This window comes from Acinetobacter sp. WC-743 (genome assembly GCF_000335555.1).
Classification (GTDB): Bacteria; Pseudomonadota; Gammaproteobacteria; order Pseudomonadales; family Moraxellaceae; genus Acinetobacter; species Acinetobacter bereziniae.
Genome location: NZ_AMFQ01000041.1, coordinates 1 through 23288 on the forward strand (window position 1 = coordinate 1; position 23288 = coordinate 23288).

General features: G+C 40.0%; 16 protein-coding genes, 2 tRNA genes and 2 rRNA genes. 8 read left to right on the forward strand and 12 right to left on the reverse strand.

Annotation, left to right across the window (positions count from 1 at the left end; all coding sequences use genetic code 11):
* Positions 1 to 251: 251 nt before the first annotated feature.
* From ACINWC743_RS05675 to tauA, 10 genes are all read right to left on the reverse strand, one after another.
* A 23S ribosomal RNA gene (locus tag ACINWC743_RS05675) occupies positions 252 to 3142 on the reverse strand.
* Positions 3143 to 3500: 358 nt separating this feature from the next.
* A tRNA-Ala gene (locus ACINWC743_RS05680) sits at positions 3501 to 3576 on the reverse strand.
* 44 nt (positions 3577 to 3620) lie between these two features.
* Positions 3621 to 3697, reverse strand: a tRNA-Ile gene (locus tag ACINWC743_RS05685).
* Positions 3698 to 3756: 59 nt separating this feature from the next.
* Positions 3757 to 5294, reverse strand: a 16S ribosomal RNA gene (locus tag ACINWC743_RS05690).
* Together the 16S and 23S rRNA genes with 2 tRNA genes alongside form the textbook arrangement of a ribosomal RNA operon.
* A gap of 559 nt (positions 5295 to 5853) precedes the next feature.
* Positions 5854 to 7977 (reverse strand): AAA family ATPase, encoded by a 2124-nt coding sequence (locus ACINWC743_RS05695; protein ID WP_009584759.1) that lies wholly within the window; start codon positions 7975 to 7977, stop codon positions 5854 to 5856.
* 614 nt (positions 7978 to 8591) lie between these two features.
* Positions 8592 to 10493: a 5'-nucleotidase C-terminal domain-containing protein gene (locus tag ACINWC743_RS05700; RefSeq protein ID WP_009584745.1), complete on the reverse strand. Its 1902-nt coding sequence runs from the start codon at positions 10491 to 10493 to the stop codon at positions 8592 to 8594.
* A 305-nt stretch (positions 10494 to 10798) separates the two neighbouring features.
* Positions 10799 to 11662 carry a taurine dioxygenase gene (gene tauD / locus ACINWC743_RS05705; protein WP_009584740.1) on the reverse strand — a complete coding sequence of 288 codons (864 nt, stop codon included), beginning with the start codon at positions 11660 to 11662 and terminating at the stop codon, positions 10799 to 10801.
* Between the two features lie 134 nt (positions 11663 to 11796).
* On the reverse strand, positions 11797 to 12636 hold the full coding sequence (gene tauC / locus ACINWC743_RS05710) for a taurine ABC transporter permease TauC (RefSeq protein WP_009584743.1): 840 nt from the start codon (positions 12634 to 12636) through the stop codon (positions 11797 to 11799).
* 2 nt (positions 12637 to 12638) lie between these two features.
* Complete coding sequence (gene tauB, locus ACINWC743_RS05715) at positions 12639 to 13460, reverse strand: taurine ABC transporter ATP-binding subunit (RefSeq protein ID WP_009584721.1); 822 nt, start codon at positions 13458 to 13460, stop codon at positions 12639 to 12641.
* 18 nt (positions 13461 to 13478) lie between these two features.
* Positions 13479 to 14468, reverse strand: coding sequence for a taurine ABC transporter substrate-binding protein (gene tauA, locus ACINWC743_RS05720; protein WP_035300434.1), 990 nt, complete (start codon positions 14466 to 14468; stop codon positions 13479 to 13481).
* Between the two features lie 358 nt (positions 14469 to 14826).
* Here tauA and ACINWC743_RS05725 point away from each other — a divergent pair, with 358 nt between their 5' ends.
* Complete coding sequence (locus tag ACINWC743_RS05725; RefSeq protein WP_005034890.1) at positions 14827 to 15834, forward strand: putative solute-binding protein; 1008 nt, start codon at positions 14827 to 14829, stop codon at positions 15832 to 15834.
* A gap of 80 nt (positions 15835 to 15914) precedes the next feature.
* On the opposite strand, the gene ACINWC743_RS05730 is transcribed toward ACINWC743_RS05725, so the two are convergent.
* Entirely contained in the window at positions 15915 to 16181 is a 267-nt protein-coding gene (locus ACINWC743_RS05730; RefSeq protein ID WP_005034888.1) for a hypothetical protein, read from the reverse strand.
* Positions 16182 to 17005: 824 nt separating this feature from the next.
* Between ACINWC743_RS05730 and grpE the strand changes: the two genes are divergently transcribed.
* The 6 genes from grpE (at position 17006) to ACINWC743_RS05760 (ending at position 21618) form a co-directional block, all read left to right on the forward strand.
* Entirely contained in the window at positions 17006 to 17545 is a 540-nt protein-coding gene (gene grpE / locus ACINWC743_RS05735; RefSeq protein ID WP_005034886.1) for a nucleotide exchange factor GrpE, read from the forward strand.
* 166 nt (positions 17546 to 17711) lie between these two features.
* On the forward strand, positions 17712 to 19655 hold the full coding sequence (gene dnaK / locus ACINWC743_RS05740) for a molecular chaperone DnaK (protein WP_005034883.1): 1944 nt from the start codon (positions 17712 to 17714) through the stop codon (positions 19653 to 19655).
* Positions 19656 to 19864: 209 nt separating this feature from the next.
* Positions 19865 to 20236 (forward strand): MerR family transcriptional regulator, encoded by a 372-nt coding sequence (locus ACINWC743_RS05745; RefSeq protein ID WP_228129103.1) that lies wholly within the window; start codon positions 19865 to 19867, stop codon positions 20234 to 20236.
* A gap of 50 nt (positions 20237 to 20286) precedes the next feature.
* Entirely contained in the window at positions 20287 to 20583 is a 297-nt protein-coding gene (locus tag ACINWC743_RS05750; protein ID WP_009584737.1) for a putative quinol monooxygenase, read from the forward strand.
* A gap of 103 nt (positions 20584 to 20686) precedes the next feature.
* Positions 20687 to 21103, forward strand: a complete 417-nt coding sequence (locus ACINWC743_RS05755; RefSeq protein ID WP_009584741.1) for a hypothetical protein — start codon at positions 20687 to 20689, stop codon at positions 21101 to 21103.
* A 2-nt stretch (positions 21104 to 21105) separates the two neighbouring features.
* The gene (locus ACINWC743_RS05760; RefSeq protein WP_009584753.1) at positions 21106 to 21618 is read left to right on the forward strand and encodes a hypothetical protein; all 513 of its coding nucleotides are present in this window, start codon (positions 21106 to 21108) and stop codon (positions 21616 to 21618) included.
* Between the two features lie 10 nt (positions 21619 to 21628).
* Here the strand turns inward: ACINWC743_RS05760 and ACINWC743_RS05765 are convergent, their stop codons facing one another.
* Positions 21629 to 22225, reverse strand: a complete 597-nt coding sequence (locus ACINWC743_RS05765; RefSeq protein WP_035300437.1) for a hypothetical protein — start codon at positions 22223 to 22225, stop codon at positions 21629 to 21631.
* 66 nt (positions 22226 to 22291) lie between these two features.
* On the opposite strand from ACINWC743_RS05765, the gene ACINWC743_RS05770 reads away from it, so the two are divergent.
* Positions 22292 to 23212, forward strand: coding sequence for a matrixin family metalloprotease (locus tag ACINWC743_RS05770; RefSeq protein ID WP_009584724.1), 921 nt, complete (start codon positions 22292 to 22294; stop codon positions 23210 to 23212).
* Positions 23213 to 23288: the final 76 nt, after the last annotated feature.

Consider the following 23288-nt stretch of genomic DNA (forward strand, 5'->3'; position numbering starts at 1 on the left):
CTATTGTCGCCAGCAAACTGTTATGGACTTTTTCGGGTCTTATGGGTATGCCTTACTTTGTTCCAAATGAGTTTAACAGAAGAACATTTGAGTTGATTTTAACATAAAGCATAGCTTTATGTCTTGCGCTCGGACAAACATAATTAATGTTTGTTTATTCCTCGCTCATGTAACTAGCTTTACAACTAAATCAAGTTTCTTTGATCTTTTATGAATCAAATGATGCTTCAATACAACTGCTTGGGTGTTGTATAGTCAAGCCTCACGAGCAATTAGTATTGGTCAGCTTCATGCGTCACCGCACTTCCACATCCAACCTATCAACGTCGTAGTCTTCAACGGCTCTTTAGAGGACATAAAGTCCTAGGGAAATCTTATCTTGAGGTAGGCTTCCCGCTTAGATGCTTTCAGCGGTTATCCCTTCCGAACATAGCTACCCGGCGATGCGACTGGCGTCACAACCGGTACACCAGAGGTTCGTCCACTCTGGTCCTCTCGTACTAGGAGCAGATCCTCTCAAATTTCCAACGCCCACGGTAGATAGGGACCGAACTGTCTCACGACGTTCTAAACCCAGCTCGCGTACCTCTTTAAATGGCGAACAGCCATACCCTTGGGACCTGCTTCAGCCCCAGGATGAGATGAGCCGACATCGAGGTGCCAAACACCGCCGTCGATATGAACTCTTGGGCGGTATCAGCCTGTTATCCCCAGAGTACCTTTTATCCGTTGAGCGATGGCCCTTCCATACAGAACCACCGGATCACTAAGACCTACTTTCGTACCTGCTCGACTTGTGGGTCTCGCAGTTAAGCGCGCTTTTGCCTTTATACTCTACGCGTGATTTCCGACCACGCTGAGCGCACCTTCGTACTCCTCCGTTACTCTTTAGGAGGAGACCGCCCCAGTCAAACTACCCACCAGACATGGTCCTCGTCCCGGATAACGGGACAGAGTTAGAACCTCAATATTACCAGGGTGGTATTTCAAGGATGGCTCCATAGCAACTGGCGTCGCTACTTCTAAGCCTCCCACCTATCCTACACAAGTAAGATCAAAGTTCAATGTCAAGCTGCAGTAAAGGTTCACGGGGTCTTTCCGTCTAGCCGCGGGTACACCGCATCTTCACGGCGATTTCGATTTCACTGAGCCTCTGCTGGAGACAGCGCCCCCATCATTATGCCATTCGTGCAGGTCGGAACTTACCCGACAAGGAATTTCGCTACCTTAGGACCGTTATAGTTACGGCCGCCGTTTACTGGGGCTTCGATCAAGAGCTTCGCTTACGCTAACCCCATCAATTAACCTTCCAGCACCGGGCAGGCATCACACCCTATACGTCCACTTTCGTGTTTGCAGAGTGCTATGTTTTTAATAAACAGTTGCAGGGGCCTGGTTTCTGTGGCTGCCAATAGCTCAAGGAGCAAGTCCTATCACCGTCAGCAGCGTACCTTCTCCCGAAGTTACGGTACCATTTTGCCTAGTTCCTTCAGCAGAGTTCTCTCAAGCGCTTTGGTCTACTCGACCTGACCACCTGTGTCGGTTTCGGGTACGATTCCTGTGTAACTGAAGCTTAGAGACTTTTCCTGGAAGCATAGTATCAGCCACTTCACGAGTAAACTCGCTTGCTATCAGTTCTCAGCATAGAGCACCCCGGATTTGCCTAAGATGCATGCCTACAACCTTTCACCTGGACAACCAACGCCAGGCTGACTTAACTTTCTCCGTCCTCTCATCGCATTACACAGAAGTATTGGAATATTAACCAATTTCCCATCGACTACGCCTCTCGGCCTCGCCTTAGGGGTCGACTCACCCAGCCCCGATTAACGTTGGACTGGAACCCTTGGTCTTTCAGCGAACGGGTTTTTCACCCGTTTTGTCGTTACTCACGTCAGCATTCGCACTTCTGATACCTCCAGCATGCTTCTCAACACACCTTCATCGGCTTACAGAACGCTCCCCTACCACGTATACAATGTATACATCCGCAGCTTCGGCATATAGTTTTAGCCCCGTTACATCTTCCGCGCAGGCCGACTCGACTAGTGAGCTATTACGCTTTCTTTAAAGGGTGGCTGCTTCTAAGCCAACCTCCTAGCTGTCTATGCCTTCCCACATCGTTTCCCACTTAACTATAATTTTGGGGCCTTAGCTGGCGGTCTGGATTGTTTTCCTCTTGACTACGGACGTTAGCACCCGCAGTCTGTCTCCCGGATAGTACTCATAGGTATTCGGAGTTTGCATCGGTTTGGTAAGTCGGGATGACCCCCTAGCCGAAACAGTGCTCTACCCCCTATGGTATTCGTCCGAGGCGCTACCTAAATAGCTTTCGGGGAGAACCAGCTATCACCGAGTTTGATTAGCCTTTCACCCCTATCCACAAGTCATCCCCTGGCTTTTCAACGACAGTGGGTTCGGTCCTCCAGTTAGTGTTACCCAACCTTCAACCTGCTCATGGATAGATCACCCGGTTTCGGGTCTATACCCAGCAACTAAACGCCCTATTAAGACTCGATTTCTCTACGGCTCCCCTATACGGTTAACCTTGCTACTGAATATAAGTCGCTGACCCATTATACAAAAGGTACGCAGTCACCGAACAAGTCGGCTCCCACTGCTTGTATGCATGCGGTTTCAGGATCTATTTCACTCCCCTCACAGGGGTTCTTTTCGCCTTTCCCTCACGGTACTGGTTCACTATCGGTCAGTCAGGAGTATTTAGCCTTGGAGGATGGTCCCCCCATATTCAGACAAGGTTTCACGTGCCTCGCCCTACTCGTCATCATTATATGTGCACTTTCGTGTACGGGACTATCACCCTCTACGGTAGCACTTCCCAGAGCTTTCCGCTAATACACATATAACTTAATGGGCTGATCCCCGTTCGCTCGCCGCTACTGAGGGAATCTCAATTGATTTCTTTTCCTAAGGGTACTGAGATGTTTCACTTCCCCTCGTTCGCCTCGCATGACTATGTATTCATCATGCGATACCTACCTTATGGTAAGTGGGTTTCCCCATTCAGAAATCTCCGGATCACAGGATATTTGCCGCCTCCCCGAAGCTTATCGCAGGCTATTACGTCTTTCATCGCCTCTGACTGCCAAGGCATCCACCACATGCACTTAATTACTTGACTATACAACCCCAAACAGTCGTTAATCCCTACAAGGAGGATCAACAATGTGGATTTAACCACTTCTATTTGTTGCCTGTGAACTTAATCACTGTACAGCTTCAATTTAATTCATATACCAAAACGCTTGATTCAGTTTTATCGCTAGTTCTCATTTCATTCCGCTTTAACAATTGCTTGTTAAGCTTCATAAAACGAGTTAAACAATTATTTCAACTCAAATATATTCTGTTAATGATTCTCTACCGCCTCGTCAGCGAGTAGTTCACTGTGATAAATCACAGAAGTTAATAAACTCTATAAACTTCAGTTCATTAATTTCTATAATCAATCTTTTTTTAATCAGGTAACTGCGTAGTAGTGGTGGAGACTAGGAGAGTCGAACTCCTGACCTCCTGCGTGCAAAGCAGGCGCTCTACCAACTAAGCTAAGTCCCCAGCTTAAGATCTTAATATATCTGCTCTTCTGTGTTCAGTAGACTTGGTGGGTCTGACAAGACTTGAACTTGTGACCCCACGCTTATCAAGCGTGTGCTCTAACCAACTGAGCTACAGACCCTCAGATACATCAATGAAGAACAACTTGTTGTGGATTCTTACCAATCGTCAATCTTTCGTTAAGGAGGTGATCCAGCCGCAGGTTCCCCTACGGCTACCTTGTTACGACTTCACCCCAGTCATCGGCCACACCGTGGTAAGCGTCCTCCTTACGGTTAGACTACCTACTTCTGGTGCAACAAACTCCCATGGTGTGACGGGCGGTGTGTACAAGGCCCGGGAACGTATTCACCGCGGCATTCTGATCCGCGATTACTAGCGATTCCGACTTCATGGAGTCGAGTTGCAGACTCCAATCCGGACTACGATCGGCTTTTTGAGATTAGCATCCTATCGCTAGGTAGCAACCCTTTGTACCGACCATTGTAGCACGTGTGTAGCCCTGGTCGTAAGGGCCATGATGACTTGACGTCGTCCCCGCCTTCCTCCAGTTTGTCACTGGCAGTATCCTTAAAGTTCCCATCCGAAATGCTGGCAAGTAAGGAAAAGGGTTGCGCTCGTTGCGGGACTTAACCCAACATCTCACGACACGAGCTGACGACAGCCATGCAGCACCTGTATGTAAGTTCCCGAAGGCACCAATCCATCTCTGGAAAGTTCTTACTATGTCAAGACCAGGTAAGGTTCTTCGCGTTGCATCGAATTAAACCACATGCTCCACCGCTTGTGCGGGCCCCCGTCAATTCATTTGAGTTTTAGTCTTGCGACCGTACTCCCCAGGCGGTCTACTTATCGCGTTAGCTGCGCCACTAAAGTCTCAAAGACCCCAACGGCTAGTAGACATCGTTTACGGCATGGACTACCAGGGTATCTAATCCTGTTTGCTCCCCATGCTTTCGTACCTCAGCGTCAGTATTAGGCCAGATGGCTGCCTTCGCCATCGGTATTCCTCCAGATCTCTACGCATTTCACCGCTACACCTGGAATTCTACCATCCTCTCCCATACTCTAGCTCCCAGTATCGAATGCAATTCCCAAGTTAAGCTCGGGGATTTCACATCCGACTTAAAAAGCCGCCTACGCACGCTTTACGCCCAGTAAATCCGATTAACGCTCGCACCCTCTGTATTACCGCGGCTGCTGGCACAGAGTTAGCCGGTGCTTATTCTGCGAGTAACGTCCACTCATCTTGGGTATTAACCAAAAGAGCCTCCTCCTCGCTTAAAGTGCTTTACAACCATAAGGCCTTCTTCACACACGCGGCATGGCTGGATCAGGGTTCCCCCCATTGTCCAATATTCCCCACTGCTGCCTCCCGTAGGAGTCTGGGCCGTGTCTCAGTCCCAGTGTGGCGGATCATCCTCTCAGACCCGCTACAGATCGTCGCCTTGGTAGGCCTTTACCCCACCAACTAGCTAATCCGACTTAGGCTCATCTATTAACGCAAGGTCACAAGTGATCCCCTGCTTTCCCCCGTAGGGCGTATGCGGTATTAGCATCCCTTTCGAGATGTTGTCCCCCATTAATAGGCAGATTCCTAAGTATTACTCACCCGTCCGCCGCTAGGTCAATTACCGAAGCAATCTCCCCCGCTCGACTTGCATGTGTTAAGCCTGCCGCCAGCGTTCAATCTGAGCCATGATCAAACTCTTCAGTTAAAATCATTAGTGACTTAAGGTCACAATTCTGGCTCATCAATTACTGACAAATTCTCTCAAATAAACTTCGAGTAATTTAAACCAACAATCAATGATAATATTTCGATCAATCAATCAGTAAAAATCCACACAAGTTGTTCTTCATATTCTCTTAATGATCTTCTTCATGCTTCGTCAGCATCAAGCTAGGTCGGCTATATTACTCTCTATCTCTAGAAAGTCAACTGTGATTTCAAATTATTTTTAAACTTCCTTTCTAAAACCCAACTTAATCAATTCAACCAAGTCATTGTTTTATCAGAAGTTTTAATCTTCATCACCGCCGATGGATGTGCATTCTACAGCATTCCTCAACCAACACAACCCCCTTTTTTAATCTTTCTGTTCGGATGGATGTTTTTTCCTCAAATTCACCCTTTTTTTTGCTTTTTTATCTATTTTTTAAGCATTTTTCTGTATTTTTTTCATATTCAATCTATTTTAATGCTGTGTTTTGCATACGAAAGTCAGAAAATCGTGACTTTTTTCTTGTGATCGCACTTTAAAAAGAAAAACCGCATCAAGTTGATGCGGTAAATCCAATACTTTGTGAGCTTTTATATTTGGTAGCCATTTCATCGGCAAGGTGCTGCACAATTGCATCCACACTTTCAAAAGGATGAAAACAAGACTGACGTACAATCACCGCAAAGTCTCCAGCACTTAAACGATCTAGAGCATATAACTTAGACTTTATCTCTGACTCATCTACAACAAGCTTCAGTTGGGTACAAACGTTTTCCAACAAAGCCAAACGTTGAGCATAATTTAAAAAATCAAAATGCATCTTAAAGTCAAAACGGCGCATTGCTGCCTGATCCAACTCATCAAAACGATTGGTTGTTGCAACCATAACACCATTAAAGCTTTCCATTTGAACCAAAAACTCATTTACTTGAGAAACTTCCCAAGAACGTGTTGCTTGACGACGGTCTTGTAACAAACCATCGACTTCATCCAAGAGTAAAACAGCTTGCATCTCTTCCGCTTCCTGAAAAGCTTTTGCAAGATTTTTTTCTGTTTCCCCCACCCAAGCTGAAATCAAATCTGAGCCACGCTTAATCAGTAATGGTCGATTGATACGTTCAGAAAGCCATCTTGCAAATGCGGTCTTACCCGTTCCAGATGCACCATATAGACATAAACGTCCGAAACCATGTTGCTGAATCCCTGTTGTGATTTCAGCAAGATTTGACTTACAGTTGATATAAGCCAAGTCATAGAATTTGGGTAATGCATTGCTATCTTGCAACCGAATCGCTTGATACCCTTGTGCTTTCAGTGTATTGGAAACCAATTGAGTCATGCTTTCCTGTACCACTAAACCTTCATTTTCCATCTGTGCCACTTTCGCAACACGATAACTGCGACGTAAAATGGCAGGGGAAAGTTGTTCAACATTGGCAAACGCTTGTTGATACAACATATTGAGATCATCACCACAATGCTGTTGTATAAAGCTACTCCGTTGCTGTTTAGGGGGGACTTTTATTTCTAACACCATGTCAAAACGGCGTATAAACGCAGGATCAAGCTGATCAGAGTTTGAAACCCAAATCGTAGGTGTTCGATTTTTTTCTAATATCCGGTTGACCCAAGCCTTACGACTTTGCGCTGTGCTTTTCATGCCGACACCATTTTCAGTGTCATTAAACACATCTTCCACTTCATCAAACATCAATAATGCAGATTGGCTATCGAAAATACATTGTGCCGCACGATAAGCACATAAACGCCCTGTCGCAGAAATCGCATCACCATCTTCATCTTCACAGGAGATTTCAAAAAGCTGTACGTCCATTTCTTGTGCCAATGTTTTACAGAGTTGTGTTTTGCCTGTACCAGAACTGCCATACAGAAAAATATTCACACCTTCTTGCTTATTCTGTTTCACTTGCTTTAGATAAGCCATCAACAAGGTCAATTCAGAGGCTAAATGAGGATAGTCCCTAAGCGTCAATTCAGCAGGATGACTTTTATTGATCGTGCCAACAAAAAGATCCATAACATCATTGGTTTTCACCAATAATTTATCCGCCAATTGGTTAGAGACCAGATTCAGTTTTCCACGTAAATAGTTACGATAGTGCTGCTGCACACTGATCAAACCACTACGATGTAAACGCCCTTGTACAGACAGCGCTTGACGGATCTCGTCATAAGGTAAATCCAAAACCACGGCCAAAGCACGAATCGTTTTAGAAGCCGTGAGCTCACCAATCGTGTCAGCGACATCATCTAAAAGTTGCTCACTGTTGAGCATCACTACAAAACCTAAAATCGTTGTTTCGACAGCGTTTAAATCCAGCAATTGTTGGATTAATTTCAAGTTATATTGCAATTCATCATTAAATTGAAAAGCATTCAATAAATTTTGTTGCTGAATGCTTTTATGCAATTGATTGAGTTCTTGATAAGCTGCTTGCTCATTAAATTGATCCGCAAGTAATGCTTCTGAAAAACCAAGTTTCTTAGCAATCCATTGATGGCTAAAACAATGATCAGAAATAAATTCTTTTGCGCCTCCCAGCTCCAGCAAAAATCGAAAAGCCCAGAGTTTTACAATCGGAGAAATTTCAGCAAAATCCGCAACCTCAACATGTTGCACCGTATGTGCAAAAGGTTGATTTATATATTCGTTCATATATTCACTTTTTTCTTTTCATGTCCGAGTTTGGCTTTAGCTAATCTGTATTTTTTACAAGCAAAGCGATCCCGAAGAACATGTATATTCTTTAAAATAAGGTTTTTGTTCGTTTAATTTAAACGATTAAAATGTATGAGGGTCTATTGAAAGCCCAAAATAAGAAATACGCTAAACAACATGATTGTTCTCCCGAATATTGAATTTAAATGTAGATTCAAATTACATTTCAAACAGGTGTCTAAAATGTGCTGGGTTTAATCAAGATATTATGGTTATCCTGCAACCAGTCAGTGGTCGTCTATAATCTTGTCAAATGGCAACGTTACAAGATCAAATAAGGCAAGTGAAAGAAAAAAACGGTCATCATTGTGATTATTTAAGCCATCGTGGCTAAATTTTGGCTCATTTTAATGTGAAGCATCTATTTTTGCAATTCTTTCTTAGATTTTTAGCCTTCATTATTCTTTTAAAGCAATCCATTTTCTTCGTCTAAGGAAATTTAAACGTTTTGAAATTCCTATGCGCTATCAACCTCAAGACTATCAAGGTTTTACCCAAACAGAAAAAATAAAAAAATCCCACCTAAGCGAGATTTTTTATTGTCTTTCAAGTTATTTCGCTTTATCTATAAAAAGCTGAGTACTATATTCAGTCGTTGCTAATTTATTAATTTTCTTTTGCCCTTCTTGACCAGTCAAAGCTTGGGCATATTTAAGGAAAGCCTCGGCATAATCTAAGCCGACATCTAAACGACGCTCACCAGTGATGGTCTTTAAAGTCGTATAGTAATCCCCACCATTGGCAAGAAAATCAATGGTGATCACTTTATAGGTTTTATTCAGATCAATATTTTCATATTGTCCTGCTGCATTACGTACTTGTATTTGACTGAGGCGCTGACCTTTATCTTTTGTGAAATCAACATTCCAACGTAAACCACCCGTGTATGGATAACTTCCCGTGTTATTCTGGGTAATCACTCCGTCGATCGCATCTTCGAGTGTTGCTTTAACTTCAGCACCGGTCAAATCTAAACGCAACAACGTATTTTTAAAAGGTAATACATTATAAATTTTACCGACCGTGACATCGCCCAAAGCAACATCTTCACGGACACCACCGCCATTTTGGAAGGAAATATCTGCACCAAAAAACACTTTACCTTGTTGTAAAAATGCTTCGGCAATAATTTGCTGAATATCACCACCATGTTGATCGACATGAGTATTTTTATTACACACATCTCCTAATGTAGAACGGTTTACATCACGTAATATTCCTGGTACTCGGCGCGAGCATAGATTATCTGTCGCCTGCCCTACAATTTTTTGAGCAAAGCTTTTCTTTTGATCCTGATAGGGTTTTAAAACATCTAAAGTCTTTTGTAATGGTGTGACCACAGTAAACGGTGCATTGTCTGTTTTAAATTGAGCCAGAATAGCTTGTTTTTCTGTTTCGGTGACTGCTTTTGCATCTTTCGCTGTACGGGTAAAATTATTTCCAATTAAAACATGCGGCGTACCACTACAGCTTTCGACATTACCATTTTTGTCGAACTTAACATTGAGATCTCCCACGATATAACTATATTGCCAAGCTTGAGCCACACAGACCAATTGACCATCTTTATTGCGTAGCTGAGTCGGATAAGCACCTTCAGGCGTCATCCCATATTTTTTTAAGCCATCTGGACCCAGTAAAGTATGTGAATCGCCACCAATGATCACATCGACATCTGTAAGTGATTTTGCCAACTGTTGATCGAGGTCATATCCCACATGGGTTTGTAGAATAATATTTTTGATGCCTTGTGCTTTGTATTGATTAATTTCTTGTTGTGCAGTTTCGATTTCATCAGCAAATAATGTATCAGCATTCGGCTGAGAAGAATTTTTGGTTTTTTTCGCCACAGTTAAACCAATAATTGCGAATTTAACACCATCTTTCTCAAAGACTTGTGACTTTAAAATACGGTTGGTTTTATACAATGGAGAAGATGCACCGAAATTTACGTTGGCAGTCAGGACTTGAGTCTTTTCTTTACAAGTACCTTGGTCTAGGAAACCAATAAATTTCTTTAAACCATCATCCTTAGCATCGAATTCATGATTTCCTGGGGTAAATGTATCAAAACAAACGGTATTCATCGCATCAGCATCTGCTTTACCGTCCGTAAGGTTATAGTACAAATCACCAGTGGTCGCATCACCTGCATGGATTTTAAAAGCGTTTTTCTTTTCTGCTGCAAGTTGATTAATTAAGCTGGCTACACGCGCAAAACCACCACTTGTAACACTGAATTCTTCTTCCCCAGTCCCCACATTGGTTTTAAATTTGATACTTTCTTCATCTAAATGTGAATGGTGGTCATTTATATGTAGGATGTTTAACTCTAATGGTTTTGCTTCTACAGGCTGATCAACATTTGAATGATCATTATCATCATTACATGCCACCAGCAACGTAGAAAGCATACTCAGCAAAAATATTTGCTTTTTCTTATTAATCAACATGATATTTCCAACAAGCAATAAATTATTCTTGCTTAGTATGTTGATCGTTTATTTAATTTTGATGAATAATTAAACATTTTTCACATAAAAAACCTACATTGAAATCTTGAATTTCCAAATAGTTTAATGCTTTTAATCACAAAAACCTTGTACCAGTCTGAATGTACCGTCTTAGTTTTTAAATAGCTTTATTATATTTATTGCTAAAACAATTATGTAAATTTATGATTTTTATTGATTTTAAATTTAATGCATTCAAACGTAAAAAAACCAATCGAATCTGATTGGTTTTTAACGGTGGAAACTTAATCTGCTTGATAAAATGGTCGATCACCCATCAATGTTGCTCGATTCATAACCCGGTGCTGTGGGCGATAATCATCAACTGCATAGTGGAAAGTACAACGATTGTCCCAAAATGCAACATCATTGGCTTGCCAAGACCAACGCACCACAAACTCAGGTTTTTGAATATGCTCAAACAACATTTTCAAAACTGCATCACTTTCTTTGGCTTCTAATTCATTGATTCGTGTTGTAAACCCCTCACTCACAAATAAGGCTTTACGACCTGTAATGGGATGAGTACGAATCACAGGATGGCTAATCGGTGGATGCTTTTTCTTGGCTGCTTCTAACTTTTCCAACTCTGCTGGGTCACCACCAAAGCGATCTATCGGAAATGAACGTGCAATATCATGTGTTGCGGTTAAACCCGATAACATCTCTTGCATCGGTTGAGATAATGCTTCAAAAGCTGCTGTACCACTTGACCAGAGTGTATCGCCACCCCATGCTGGAACTTTCTTTGCACTCAAAATTGCACCCATTGCAGGTTCTTCAAGGAAAGTGACATCGGTATGCCACAGTGCATTATCACGCAAATCATTTAATTCGGTATCCAAAACCATAATTTCTGGTTGTTCTGGAATATTTGGATAAATGGGATGAATATGTAACTGTCCAAACTGTCGAGCGAAAGCAGCATGTTGTTGAGCTGTCATCGGCTGATTTCTAAAAAAAATAACCTGATGTTTTAGCAATGCTGTTTCAATCAATGTCTTTTCTTCAGGCGTCAAAGCTTGATTAAAATTAATCCCTTCAATCAAAGCACCAATGGTAGGATTCAATGGTGTAATTTTAAAAGTATTTGATACAACAGCGTTCATTTCTTCCTCGATCATCTCACGATGTTTTAAAGGCAAATCATTATTAAAACTTTAAAAATACAATAATCAATTTGAGGGCGATTGCGTTTTTATCAATCTTGCCAACATGCCCACAAAGATTTAAATCAAAGCGCTTAGTGAGCTTGCTTATCCCAAGGGACCAATTTCTTTTGCAAACGGCGTAATCCAATTTCCAGCGCAAAGGCAATCACAGCAATAATCAAAATACCCACAATCACCACATCTGTTGCCAAAAGTTGTGACGATGATTGCACCATAAAGCCTAAACCTTCTGAAGCACCAACCAACTCAGCAGCAACCAATGTTGACCAACCCACGCCAAGTCCAATACGAATACCTGTTAAAATGCCAGGTAAAGCACTCGGTAAAACCACATGTTGAATAATTTGCAATGGCGTTGCACCCAAAGACTGTGCAGCGCGAATTTTTGCTTGGTCGACCGAACGTACGCCTGTTGCCGTTGCGATAACAATCGGGGCAAAAATCGCAAGATAAATCAATAAAACTTTAGATAACTCACCAATACCACACCAAATTACGATCAAAGGCAAATAAGCCAAAGGGGGAATTGGACGGTAAAATTCGATGATTGGATCGACAACACCACGTATCACTTTATTTCGACCAATCGCAATTCCCACAGGAATAGCCGTAATTACAGCAGCAACCAAAGCCGTGCCAATACGACCTAAGCTTGCGCCAATATGGCTCCATAAGCTGATACTCATATAGCCATTGGTCATCAAATCTTGCAAGCGGTCTAATACTGCAACTGGTGATGGCAAAAACAAAGCATCAATCCAACCTACAGCAGTGACAAACCACCAAATTGCAAGCAATACCACAATTGTCATGCTACTGATCAAGGTAATATTCACTTCACGTGGAACATTATTTTTTTGGGGCTGAGGTTGAACTGAAGCCATTAATTTTGGGTCTAATTGTGCTGTCATCATTACACCTTTTGCCCTTGAGCTGACGTTTGTTGAGATGAGTGAGATTGCTCTTGATGATTTTGAATAAATACACGACTCAACACATGCTCACGCATTTCAATAAATTTTGGATCAGATTTGATGCTTCGTGCAGACTCACCATTGGCATATCTTTTTGCAAAGTCCAGTGTTAATCGCTCAACAATTCGTCCTGGATTGGGCGCTAAAATAATCAGATCTGTCGCAAGGAAAACTGCTTCTTCAATATCATGAGTGATTAAGAAAGTTGGTTTTACCGTACTTTTCCATACATCTAACAACAAACACTGCATTTGTTCGCGTATAAAAGCATCTAAAGCACCGAACGGTTCATCCATCAGTAGAATTTTAGGATCTGAAGCCAAAGCGCGTGCTAATCCAACTCGTTGCCGTTGACCGCCTGAAAGCTCCCAAATATGACGCTGTCCAAACCCGTCTAAATTGACCAGTTTCAATAATTCATGCGCCCGCATTTGACGTGTTTTTTTATCAATACCTGCCAGTTCTAAACCAAAAGCAATATTATCCTCAACATTCTGCCAAGGCAGCAAAACATCATCTTGGAACACCACACCACGATCACGACTTGGTGCGACAATGCTTTCGCCATCAAGCTTGATATTTCCTGCTTGGGGATGGGTAAAACCTGCAATCAAGTTTAATAATGTGGTCTTACCACTTCCCGACGCCCCCAAAGCAACCATGAGTTGTTCGGAGCCCAATTGAAATGACACATCTTGAAGTACCGGTTGCTCAGCACCTGGGTACTGTGCTTGTACGTGTTCTACAGTCAATACAGCCATGATGAATAGTCCCGATTTCTATTTTGACGCGTTGATAAAACGAGTGTTAATAAATTGTTGATAATTTGGTGAGACCTTTTTAACCAAGCCCTGTGCTTTCAAAAAGTTAACCGCATTGGCAATATTTTGTGTAGTTCGCCCACCTAAATACTGTGGGCTTAGTTGTGCTTGACGATCAGGATATTCTGCCCCTGCAAGAAGTGTTGGAACATCTTGCGCATCAACTCCGGTAATTTTGGCAATTTTTTGTACTTCAGCTGAGTTTGCAGTCCAATGGCGCTTATTACGGTTGTAAGCATCATAGTAATTCAAAGTCACCGAGGAAAATTTGCTGAGTACTTCAGGATGCTTTTGCGCAAAATCCTTACGTGCGACCCAAACTTCAAATGTAGGCGAACCCCATTGCCCAACCCGCCCTGCATCCGTCATCACCTTGCCGGTTTTTTTGATATTGGCGAGTGCTGGAGACCAAACAAAAGCGGCATCAATATCTCCTCGACGCCATGCTGCATTGATTTCAGCAGGCTTGAGGTTCAACAACCGAATCTGATTGGGTTTAATATTCCAGTGTTGCAATGCGCCCAATAAACTGTAGTGCGAAGTCGAAGCAAATGGCGTAGCCACTTTTTTCCCAATCAAATCTTGCGGACGATGGATACCAGAACCATTTCTCACCACCAAGGCTTCTGCACTTTTTAAATCTGTTGAAATCAAAAACACATCAATTGGCAAGTTATTGGCAACAGCAGCACCTAAAGGACTAGATCCAATCAAAGCAATATCTACAGAGCCTGAAGCCAAAGCAGTTAAAACTTCAGCACCACTGTTAAATAAGCGCCAATCCAGTTTTTCTCCAATCACTTTGTCATATACACCATCAGCCTGTGCAACTTTGGCAGGCTCTATATTGGTTTGATAACCAATCACAATTGGACGTGCATTTACCCAACCACTATAGCTAAACATAGCTAAAGACGAGCAAAGTAAAATAAGCTGCTGAAATTTCATGATGGATATAAGCTGACAATCAATGGAAAAAGAAGAGAATCTGCTTTATGGTAAGGTTTTTGTATATTATTAAAAATATGTTTTTTAGATTTACTTATTCACTTTTTTCATTAATAAAATTGATCTTTTCACTGTGAATAGATATCTAGATCAAAACTAGAGAGTTTTTATTTAATCACAGCAATACATGAAAAATATAAAATACATCTCACTAAAATAATAAAGTGAAAATCAAATCACATTAAGCAACACTTTCAATGGTTTATTCATCGGAAATAGAGCAAAAGCTCTATTTTTATCTAAATAAAATTACTATATTGATTATAAATAAAGCACTTTTTAGCTATAAGGATATAACATGAAAAAGGGATTTATTGCTTTTACATCACTCGCATTATTAGGATTATCAAGCGCTTCTCAAGCTAAACAGGATGTCTGTGTATTTGACTTACTGGGAAAAGCTGGTGAATCTTATAAAATGATGGAGGAATGGGCACTCGCTGCAAAAGCCTGGAACACTGATATACAGCTGATTGCTTATCAAAATGAAGAAATGGCAGAACGAGACTTCCAAAGTGGTAAGTGTGATGCTGTCTTTTTAACAGCAATGCGAGCACGCCAATTTAATAAATTTGCTGGTTCTATTGATGCGCTTGGTGGCGTTCCAAACAATGCCATCGCCTTAAAAGCCATTAATTTCGTATTAGATAAAAGAAACACGCAACGATTGAAATCAACAATCAACGGTGTGGAGTATGAAGTGGGCGGTATCGCTCAAATCGGTCCTGCTTATATTTTTGTGAATGATAGATCGATTAACACCATTGAAAAAGGACGCGGAAAGAAATTCGCCGTATTATCCTATGATAAAGCCCAGATCGCCGCAGTAAAACGTGTCGGCGCAATCCCTGTTTTATCTGATATTTCAGATTTTATTGTGAAGTTTAATCAGGGCAAAGTAGATATGGTGGGTGCGCCAGCTTATGCATTTAAACCTTTAGAACTTTCAAAAGGCTTAGGTAGCAATGGGGCAATGTTTAACTTCCCTGTACTCAATGTCACTGCCGATTTGATTTTTAATACCAGTAAATTTTCTCCAGGTTTTGGTAACCTATCTCGAGAATGGTTCCTTAAAAAAATGCCAAAGCAGTTTGAAATGGTCAGAAAACAAGAGGAAAGCATTCCAAATAAATATCGTCTGAATTTAAGTAAAGAGGACAAAGAGCGTTATCAAAAACTACTTCGGGATACACGCTTAGAATTGACCAAACAAGGAGTCTATGACCCAACCATGATGTCAGTGCTTAAGCGAGCACGTTGTACTGTGGATCGGACCAACTTTGAATGTTCACTCTCAGGTGAATAAATACTAATCCGATCCTATTGATCATTAGAAATCAGGCGATGGAGGCATCCAAAAAGTCGCCTGATTTTTAAATTCAGAACTTACTGAGCTGAAGGTTGTTCACCCAAAGTTGGATCTTGAGTGGCTTGAGCTGGTTGCGATTGTTGAATCGTAGCATCACCTTCTACCGCAGTGCCTTGCTGAGCAGGATCAACTGTTGCTGTTTGTGCAGATTGGTGCTGATCTGCTGAACTCATTGGCGCTGATTGTGTGGTTTCAGGTGCTTGTGTAGTTTCACTTGAAGTACATGCTGTACTCATCACCGCAACACCTGCCAATAACATAAAAATAAGACCTGATTTTTTCATCATCAATTCCTTTATCATCACTCGATTAAAAAACGACAATACAATCCGCATCATCGTGCTGACTATGATTGCCATTTTTTCAGCTAAGTTCGTTGCAGCTTGGTAAGACTTTTAACGTGTTGCCGTATAAGTTCTGCAAAGTTTATTAAATCAATTACTTATTTTGACTAAATAAAATATCAAGGTTAAATCATTAATTTGTCTGAGTTTTTAAATATGCGCTGAGTTGACACAAGAAGAAAGCTCATGTTGAAAAATATATTTTTACCGTAAAAGTCTCGTATTAGTTACATTGTTAAAATTTTTAATGAAGCAAAAAAAAAGCTTATCCAAGAAGATTGGATAAGCTATGAAAAACATATTCAAATAAAAAGAAACTACAGCCATAGAATCTTAGGAGCATCATAATGAAACTCTATGTTTTTCGCAAAGCCTTATTTTCAATAAGTTTAATCGGTTTTATATATTAATTTATAATTTTTATCTATTCATTCAATTTTAATTTATGAATTTAATGGTCATTTTTCACAATTTAAGAATAAGAAAAAAACAATTTCTCATTTTATTTGTGGAAAAAAATCTATGTATTTGCTGAATATTCACACAATAAATTAAGATTTATATGTTATTCAGTTACGCTTCTGAGTTTTTTTGCTGAATTTCATTAAATAATATTCAATCTTGCTTGAATTTTAGTAGCTCGCCCACATTTCATATTCATTGACGAATTAAACGACCATGGCAGTTCAAAAATGAACACAGTGCAAAACTGCTGCCGATAAGGACTGTACATGTTTAAGAACCCATTTAAACGGAGTAAATCAATGGCAACTGAGCAAAATCAAGAAGCCCAAGATCTTCAAAACGAGCAAGCAGAACAGCAAACTCAGACTGAAAATGAACAGGTTGAAGTTACCGTTGAAGCTTTACAAGCTCAAATCAGCAATTTAGAAGAGAGTTTAAAACTGGAAAAAGCCCGTACGGCAAATGCAGTATATGAAGCACAAAAAAGCGTTGAGCGTATTCAACGCGATGCTGAAAAACATAAAGATACGGTATTGGAGAAGTTTGCAAAAGAATTATTAGATTCTGTAGACAATCTTGAACGTGCGATTCAGGCAGGTGGCGATGAAGAAACGCCTGTACTTGAAGGTGTAAAACTCACGTTAAAATCTCTTCTTACCACTTTAGAAAAATTTGGTGTTGTTGAAGCAGATACCACAAATGGCTTCAATGCTGATTTACACCAAGCCGTAGGGATCGACCCAAATGCAGCTGCCAACCAAATTGGTACCGTTTTGCAAAAAGGTTACACCTTAAATGGTCGACTACTTCGCCCTGCAATGGTCATGGTGGGTCAATAAGCTTAATAAATGAGGGCTTTTTGAAAATATTTTCATGAATTTTCTCAAATAATGACTTGAAAATTTTTGAATGGCTCTCATATCGGATAACAAGAAAATCCTTTTAACACTTCCTTTCTCAAGGGAGAAATAAAAGGGATTCAAAAGAATTTAGAGGAATAGATTTATGGCTAAAATTATTGGTATTGACTTAGGTACAACAAACTCATGTGTTGCTGTACTTGAAGGCGATAAAGTTAAAGTAATTGAAAATGCTGAAGGCGCGCGTACAACACCTTCTATCGTTGCATATAAAGATGGCGAAATTCTTGTAGGTCAGTCTGCTAAACGTCAAGCAGTGACTAACCCTAAAAATACATTATTCGCAATCAAACGTTTGATCGGTCGTAAATACGAAGATCAAGCTGTACAAAAAGATATCGGTATTGCACCATTCAAAATCATCAAAGCAGACAATGGCGATGCTTGGGTGGAAGTGAATGATAAAAAACTTGCACCTCAACAAATCTCAGCAGAAATTTTGAAAAAAATGAAAAAAACTGCGGAAGATTATTTAGGTGAAACAGTAACTGAAGCGGTTATTACTGTACCTGCTTACTTCAATGACGCTCAACGTCAAGCAACGAAAGATGCTGGTCGTATTGCAGGTCTAGAAGTTAAACGTATCATTAACGAACCGACTGCTGCTGCACTTGCGTTCGGTATGGATAAAAAAGAAGGCGACCGTAAAGTTGCGGTATATGACTTAGGTGGTGGTACATTTGACGTATCAATCATTGAAATCGCAGACTTAGATGGCGACCAACAAATCGAAGTATTGTCTACCAATGGTGATACATTCCTTGGTGGTGAAGACTTTGATAATGCATTGATCGACTATTTGGTTGAAGAGTTCAAAAAAGAACAAAACTTCAACTTGAAACAAGATCCTCTTGCATTGCAACGTTTAAAAGAAGCTGCTGAAAAAGCCAAAATTGAGCTTTCTTCATCAAATTCTACTGAAATTAATTTGCCATACATCACTGCGGATGCAACAGGTCCTAAACACTTAGTGATGAATGTAACACGTGCGAAATTAGAAGGTTTAGTTGCTGACTTAGTTGCTCGTACGATTGAGCCTTGTAAAATTGCGCTTAAAGATGCAGGTCTTTCGACTTCTGATATCTCTGACGTGATTTTGGTTGGTGGTCAATCACGTATGCCAATGGTTCAACAGAAAGTACAAGAGTTCTTCGGTAAAGAACCTCGTAAAGATGTGAACCCAGATGAAGCTGTTGCAATCGGTGCGGCAATTCAAGGTGCAGTATTGTCTGGTGACAAAACTGACGTACTTTTACTTGATGTAACACCGTTAACACTAGGTATTGAAACCATGGGTGGCGTGTTAACTGCAATTATTGAGAAAAACACGACGATTCCTGCGAAGAAATCTCAAGTATTCTCTACAGCAGCAGACAACCAACCAGCAGTAGACATTTCAGTTTACCAAGGTGAACGTAAAATGGCTCAACAAAACAAATTGTTGGGTAACTTCCAATTAGGCGATATCCCACCTGCTCCACGTGGTGTGCCACAAATTGAAGTATCATTTGACATTAATGCTGATGGTATCTTGAAAGTATCTGCTAAAGATAAGAGCACTGGTAAAGAGCAATCAATCCAGATTAAAGCAAACTCAGGTTTGTCTGATGCTGAAATCGAAGCAATGATCAAAGATGCTGAAGCAAATGCTGAAGAAGATCGTAAGTTTGAAGAACTTGCAAAAGCACGTAACGAAGCTGATGCTTTAGTTGCTTCTGCAAATAAAGCAGTTAAAGATCTTGGCGAGCAAGTCACTGCTGATGAAAAAACTGCAATTGAAACAGCAGTTTCTGAATTAGAAGTAACTGCGAAAGAAAATGATGTTGAAGCAATCAAAGCGAAAACTGAAGCTTTACAAAACATCATTATGCCGATCACTCAACGCGCTTATGAAGCTACTCAAGGTCAAGGTGGAGCACAAGGCTTTGACCCGAACCAATTCGGTGGTGATGCAGGTCAACAACAGCAAAAAGCTGATGATGGCGTAGTCGATGCTGAATTCACAGAAGTAAAAGATGACAAAAAATAATTTGTCGCTTTAATCGAAAACCGCTCAAGAGATTGAGCGGTTTTTTTATGCTGGCAAATCATCTTTATACAAGTCTATTTAAACTTTAGATCTAAAGCGTGGCAATGAAAGTTTTATATCATTCAACACTATTTTCATCGCATTGATTTTATGGGTCCAGAGAAATTATATTTTACTGTTTGCATTTTTCAACAGATTGACTATATGGAGTGTGTGCTTTGCTAATCTCTGACATTTCTAAAAAAACAGCTTTATCCATCCATACACTACGTTACTATGAACAAATTGGGTTGCTGAAAAACATCCATCGTAACCTGTCAGGACAACGTGTATATACTTCACTTGATTTAGAATGGCTTGAATGGATCAAACGTTTAAAATCAACAGGAATGCCTTTAGAAAAAATTCAAGATTTTGCCGAATTTCGTTTACAGGGAGAACACACTTTAAAACAAAGACAGCAGCTTCTGATTGAGCATTCTGCTCAATTAAAACTGGAAATTCAAAGACTTCAACAAGAGCAGAGTATTGTTGACTATAAAATTAAAATTTATGCTGGAAAAATGCTTGAGCTAGAGTGAACTCGAGCAGTTAAGCTTTTTACTTCCTACTTTAAATCGGAGTAAAAAACATGTTTCATTCGGGCTTTTACATCACTGCAGAATTAAGAATACTAGATGAAAATAAAATCTTAGAAACCCGTGAAGCGTTGCAAACATTATGCACAATGACCCTTCAACACGAATCAGGATGTAGCATGTTCCAACTGCATCAATGTCAACAAGAGCCAACACGTTTACTGCTCTGGGAACGCTTTGATTCAGAACAAGCGTATCAGGCTCATTTTAAGCAGGTTTATACCCAAGAATATTTGGCGCGGAATTTAACTGAAGTGGTACAGCATTTCGTTAGCGATTGCGTGTTATAACACCTCATGCATAGCTAAGCCCATTGTGATTTTTCAAGATGATGAATTGCTAATCCGCATCAAATCTTTTATCTTAATTATCACAATAATAATGGATCAAACGATGAAAAACTCCCCTGCTGTTTCACCCGCTGTTTATTATAGTTTGATCCTGGCTCAGTTTTTTTTGCCCGTTATTGCGGCAATCATAGACATATACTGCACTGAACCTGAGTTAATACTACTTGATAAAACCCTCTATCAAGACCCACAGACTTGGGAGTTGGCAGTGATGTCTGTTGCAGGCTTAATTATACTCATCATCACTTTTGGCTTATGCTTGAAAAAAGAATGGGCAAGAAAAGCCTATCTTTATAGTTTTTTTCCAACATTTTTACTTTATTTCATGCCGTATATGCACTGGATTTACATGACCAGTTATGCTGCGATTTTTAACGATCTTGCCTTTGTCTGTTCAGGTATTTTATTGATGATTTTAGTGACACCCTCACTGTATCAACCTATTTTTGAACACGATTAATCATGTATAAAGTCCTCAGCATAAGCCTTGCTTTATACGTCTTTCTAGAAATTCTATGTCATGTATTTGCTCTTGTTGCGCGCAAGATTGTCAGTCGCTCAGATACGCAAAAACTCAACCACCCTTTGCATCTTCAATTTATCCAACAAAGTTTTTATCGCACGATGTTACTGGTCAGCATCGTACTGATGAGCCATTTTTATACTGAATTAGCTTTTTTTGAGCAGAATGATTGGATTCGATTGGGGTTGAGTATCTTGATTATTTTAATGATTTTACTGGTATTTTGGTGGATAAATGCTTTTATTGTGCGGCAAGTTGTTCTAAAACAACAATACGCTGTCACCGCAGTGTTTAAACAGAAAATCAGTTATATCATGCGACATCCCTTACAATTTAAATCCCTGTATATCACCACTGAATACTTAAGCATATCCGTTTGGATGAACAGATTCCTAAGTGTACTGGCATTTATCCTGCTGTTTATTGATATTTATATCCTGTTTAGCCCTTAAATAAAATTGATCAGATCGCGCCTTCCATCCTAATTCCTAAACTGAGCTGTAATAGGGTAAACAATCCTTTCATGAATAAAAATAGTCCTGCAAATATACATATCAACATAATTAGTCGTTGTTTTTTGCTGAGGCTTTGTTTTATTTGTAGATTGTATTGCTGATCAAGGACTTTATTTATGGGTAAATGATCAATCACTTTCTGGGAAATTTGTTTTTCTAACTGATTTAATGATGAGCCTTCAACAATCGTTAAGTTGTAATTTCCAACCTCCAACTCACAATAAAACATTAAATTTGAACCTCGTGTAAAACTATTTTTATGTGGTCGTCCTAGACTTGAGGTCAATTTAACCTCCTCTTGTGAATCGAGATTGACGATTTTAGGGTGAATAAAAGTCAGAGGTGCGAGTTTAAATAATGGTCCTTCCTGCCAAATTGAATAGCCACCTTTATGAGTAACGCTAAAATTTTTAGATTTTTGCACCAAAGGCATTTCTAGCACTAACTTTGCTCGAAAGAGCTGTACCAAGCAATATATGACATTCACCCAACAGCAAATGCCCGCAATTAAAAAAATCCAGCCTAAAATCAACATTCCATTCATCAGTCTTTGCGATTGTGTAATTTTCAGATAAATTATCGATAACAAAAATTATTTTTTTAAGCAAGCATGCGTTTCTGGATTATTGTTAGCGTCATTATTTTTACGGCATATTTTGCGATTCAACGCATGATGTATCCGCAACTCAACCATAATTCAGCGATTGATCGTATTACACACCCTTTAGATACTCGTTTACGTTATCGCATTGGTGAAGTTGATCCTCGCTTCCATCTGAGCAAAGCACAGGTAAAAAATTTAGCGCAAGAAGCGGCTGAAATATGGCACTTAGGTACAATGCAAAGTTTATTTGTTTATGACGATCAGGCAAAGCTGACGATTAATTTGATTTATGATGAGCGCCAAGCTGAGTCCAGTGCCAGAACTCAAGCCTTACGCACCCTAGAAAATACCCAACAATATTCTCAAAGTGAAAAACAAAAAATTCAACAACTACATCTTGAATTAAATCAAGCCAATCGAGAATTAGACTTTCAAAAGCGTAGTTATCAACATAAAGTTGAACAATATAATCAACTGATCAATGCACTTAATCAATCAAGGCAAAATTTAGATGCATCTGCAAGATTTGAATTAGATCAACAAAAAAATCAATTGATCATTGAACAGAGTCAATTGAAACAACAATTAGATCTTTATAACCAAAAAGTGGATACATTAAACCGCCAAGTTGAACAGCTTAATTCAGTGAACCATCAATATAATCAATCTGTTGATCAGTTTAATATGCGTTTTCAGCCACGCCAATTTGACAAAGGTGTCTTTGATGGTAAAACCATTAATATTTATGAATTTGAGTCCGATGCAGATCTAAGAGTCACCATTGCACATGAACTGGGTCATACTTTAGGTCTTGCACATAATAATGACCCTAAAGCACTCATGTATCCGATGATGAAAGAACAAGATTTGAAAAATTTTAGATTAACTCAAGCTGATTTAGCCATGCTAAACTCAAGACAACGATAAGAAAATTTAATAATGAATCATCAGCATTTAAATCCATAATTTTCTTATGTATTTAAATTATTTTTTTCAAATTCAT